The organism is uncultured Microbacterium sp. (assembly GCF_963521695.1).
In the GTDB taxonomy this organism is placed as follows: domain Bacteria; phylum Actinomycetota; class Actinomycetes; order Actinomycetales; family Microbacteriaceae; genus Microbacterium.
The window spans coordinates 1-3,774 of sequence record NZ_CAUQWC010000282.1; the positions used below are offsets into that span (position 1 = coordinate 1).

The following is a 3,774-nucleotide window of genomic DNA, read 5'->3' on the forward strand; positions in this document are numbered from 1 at the left end:
ACTCCGGCCCCCGCGTTCCCCTCAGCGGCGGCGTATCCCGGTGCTCCCGTCTCGGCGACCTCGGCGGGGGCGCCGGCGTACCCGGGAACCGTCTCCGCCGGCGCACCGTCGTACCCCGGAGCACCCACCGCGGGCGCCCCGGGGTATGCCTCCGCGCCGCCGGTCGGATACGGTGCCGCTCCACGTCGTGACATCAACACGAACACCGTGTGGATCTGGCTTCTGGTGGCGCTGCCGCTGGTGGGGGTTCTGAGCCTGTTCGCATTCGACTGGGGCTCGTTCATGCGCGAGTCGGTGTACAACGACCTGTACTCCGAGTCCCTGGCGGGCCCGTCGATGGCCGGCACGCTCCTCACGGTGGTGTCGTCGGTCCTGAGTCTCGTGCTGGCGGCTGCCACCGTCCTGTTCGCGTTCTTGGACTGGCGTCAGCTGCGCGCCCGCGGAATCGAGCGGCCGTTCCACTGGGCGTGGAGCTTCTTCGTCCTCGCGATCGGCAGCGGCCTCGTCTACATCATCGGGCGCAGCGTGATCGTGCGCCGTCACACCGGCAAGGGCCTCGCCCCGCTCTGGGCGGCGATCGGTGTGACCGTGGTGACGTGGATCATCGCGAGCGTGTGGGTGGTCATGCTCCTGACGCAGATCTTCTCTCTCGTGCAGGAGCTGCAGTACACCTACGGCTACTGAGCGCCGCGCCGCGCGCCGCGGCCTGCGGCGACGGTGGGGTCACCTCGGCGCTTCGCGACGGGGTCGGCGCGCGGCGCCAAGGGTTCAGGTGAAGTGACGTCCGGTGACGCCATGTCTCGCTTCATGACGGAATCGGCCGTGCCGTCCGCGGACGAACATACGCTCCTGGGACCGGCGCCAGACGCCGACGACCCCCGGGGAGGCCCCTCATGTCCGCACCGTCCATCGCTCAGCAGATCGGCGACTTCACGTCGGGTTTCGAGGCGCAGATCGGTGATCGCCTCGCCGGAGTCTTCGCCGGTGAGCAGGTCGATCTGCGCCACGCCGGAGTGCCCGACGCGGCGCTCGGCATCGGCGATGCGGCTCCCGACGCCGTCCTCGTCGAGGTCGACGGCACGGCGTCGTCGTTCTCATCGGCGCGGGGCGGGGAGGTGTCCGTCGTCGTGTTCTACCGCGGCGCGTGGTGCCCGTACTGCAACATCACTCTGCGCTCGTACCAGGAGAAGCTTCTTCCGGCGCTGCGCGAGCGTGGCGCGAGGCTGATCGCCGTGTCGCCGCAGACGCCCGACGGGTCGTCGCAGAGCGCGACGAACGGGTCCCTCGAGTTCACGGTGCTGTCCGATCCCGCCAACCGCCTCGCGGAACAGTTCGGCATCGTCACCGAGCCCAGCGCCGCCGCGCGAGCGGCCCACACCGACCTCGGATTCGACGTCGCCGACAGCAACGCCGACGCCACCGCTCGGGTGCCGTTCCCGTCCGTCTTCGTCATCGACGAAGCGGGTGTCGTGCGCTTCGCCGACGTGCACGTCGACTACACCACCCGCACCGAGCCCGAGCAGATCATCGACGTCCTCGACCGGCTCCGCGATCGGTAGCTCAGGCCTGCGGTCGATCGTCGCGTCGGCGTCGCGCGTCGCACCGTCGGACGTTCACGTCGCGGCTTCTCGCCGCACCGCGATGATCGCGTCGAGCAGCGCGTGCGCGGTGTCGTCCTTCGACCCGGATGCCGTGGCGACGACCTCCCCGTCGTGCCCGACGATCGTGAGAGCGTTGTCGACGACCTCGAAGCCCTGCGCCCACCCGACTGCGTTCGCGGCGAGCAGGTCGACCCCCTTGCGGATCGCCTTCGCGCGGGCACGCTCGCGCAGTTCCTCCTCGCCGGTCACCGTTTCGGCGGCGAAGGCGACGATGGTCTGCCCCGGGCCGCGTCGGTCCACGAGGCCCGCGACGACGTCGCGGTTCTCGACGAGCTCCAGGGTCAGCGCACCGGGGAAGTCCTGCTTGCGGAGCTTGCCCTCGGCGATCGAGGCGACGGAGTAGTCGGCGACCGCTGCGGCCATGACGATGACGTCCGCACCGGGGGCGACGGCATCCATCGTCCTTCCGAGCTCTGCGGCCGTACCGGCGGCGATGACCTCGACCCGTGGATCCGGCCGCACGTCGGCGTCGAGGTGTGCGGCGACCAGGGTGACGTCGGCGCCGCGATCGGCGGCGGCTCGAGCGATGGCGACGCCCTGACGTCCGCTGGAGCGATTGCCGAGGTAGCGCACCGGATCGATCGGCTCGCGGGTGCCACCGGCGCTCACGACGATCGACAGGCCCCGGAGGTCGCGCGGGCGCTCGACGAGAGCGAGGGCGGCAGCGAGGATCTCTTCGGGCTCCGACATGCGCCCGGGCCCGGAGTCTCCTCCCGTCAGCACGCCGTCGGCGGGACCGACCACGTGCACCCCACGGGCGCGGAGCACCTCCATGTTGTGCGTCGTCGCCGGATGCCGCCACATCTCGGTGTGCATCGCCGGGGCGACGACCACTGGCGCGGTCGTGGCGAGCAGCGTCGTGCCGAGCAGGTCGGATGCGAGGCCCGCGGCCATGGCGGCGAGGGTGTTGGCGGTGGCCGGGGCGACGATGACGAGGTCGGCGGACTGGCCGAGCGCGACGTGGCGCACGCTCGCGACGTCGTCGTGCACCGAGGTCGTGACGGGGTTGCGGCTGAGCGACTCCCAGGTCGGCAGACCGACGAACCGCAACGCGTCGTCCGTGGGCACGACGTGAACATCGTGCCCCGCCTTCACCAGCAGTCGCACGAGGCTGACGGTCTTGTAGGCCGCGATGCCCCCGGTCACTCCCACGACGACGAACATCGCCCCAGTCTTCCAGGTCGGCTGCCGCGGCGGGGCGGTGAGTCGGATCGGAGCGAGAAGGTGTCACGAGAGAGGGACAGCCCCCACCGCACCGGCCCCCGGTAGCGTGGATGCAATGTGCACGGTCGTGATCGACGTCCCCCAGGCCGCGGGCGAGCCCGTTCGCCTGCTCGCCGTGCGTGACGAGGAGCGCGACCGGCCGTGGCGCGGCCTGGGCCCCTGGTGGCCCGAGCGTGGCGGCATCCTGGGCGTTCGCGACGACCGCGCGGGCGGCGCGTGGCTGGCCGTCGACCCCGACGCGGGACGTCTGGCCGTGCTCCTCAACCGGCAGGACCTGTCCGCTCGCTCGGACGACGAGGTCGTCAGCCGAGGTGGCATCCCCCTCGACGCGGTGGGGGCCGGCATCCCGGATCGCCCGACCACACGCGGTTTCAATCTCGTCGAGGTGGATGCCGACGGCGCCCACCTCGTGGAATGGGACGGCCTCGTCGCGCGGCGCTCGCGGATCGCGCCCGGCACCCACATGCTCGCCCACCACGCGGTCGACGACCCGGTGACCCCGCGCATCGGGCGGTGGCTCGAGGACTTCCGGCGCGCGGGCATCGGCCCCGGCGACGACTGGTGGATGCCGTGGCTGGACGTCGTCGCGCACGCCACCGGCGATCCGTCGGCGTCGGTGCTGCGGCGAGACGCCCACGACGGTCACGTTCTGGAGTCGTTGTTGGTGTGCGTCGCGAGCATCGGACCGCAGGGAGTCGACGTGCGTCAGGCGACCCCGGCCGAACCCGGCCGCTGGGACGACGGGCTCATCGCGGGGCTGCGCCGTCGCGTCAGCGACTCGGACGTCGTCGGCTGAGGTGCGTCGCCCCCGGCATACCGACCGCGGCATCCCGACCAGGCATCCCCGACCAGGGCGTCCCGCCCGTGGGGCGTCGCCGAGCCTCGCACC

4 protein-coding genes are annotated in these 3,774 nt (G+C 71.9%); 3 read left to right on the forward strand and 1 reads right to left on the reverse strand.

The genetic code is table 11. The features are described from left to right. Together RWP81_RS15210 and RWP81_RS15215 are read left to right on the forward strand one after the other, a co-directional pair. Window positions 1–684 (forward strand): hypothetical protein (locus tag RWP81_RS15210; RefSeq protein WP_314457505.1); only part of this gene is annotated, 684 nt, incomplete at its 5' end. A 209-nt stretch (window positions 685–893) separates the two neighbouring features. Then, on the forward strand, window positions 894–1,559 hold the full coding sequence (locus RWP81_RS15215; RefSeq protein WP_314457506.1) for a peroxiredoxin-like family protein: 666 nt from the start codon (window positions 894–896) through the stop codon (window positions 1,557–1,559). A gap of 54 nt (window positions 1,560–1,613) precedes the next feature. Here the strand turns inward: RWP81_RS15215 and coaBC are convergent, their stop codons facing one another. After that, the gene (gene coaBC / locus RWP81_RS15220; protein ID WP_314457508.1) at window positions 1,614–2,825 is read right to left on the reverse strand and encodes a bifunctional phosphopantothenoylcysteine decarboxylase/phosphopantothenate--cysteine ligase CoaBC; all 1,212 of its coding nucleotides are present in this window, start codon (window positions 2,823–2,825) and stop codon (window positions 1,614–1,616) included. A 115-nt stretch (window positions 2,826–2,940) separates the two neighbouring features. Here coaBC and RWP81_RS15225 point away from each other — a divergent pair, with 115 nt between their 5' ends. Beyond that, a complete protein-coding gene (locus tag RWP81_RS15225) occupies window positions 2,941–3,681 on the forward strand; it encodes an NRDE family protein (protein ID WP_314457510.1) in 741 nt (246 codons plus the stop codon). Window positions 3,682–3,774: the final 93 nt, after the last annotated feature.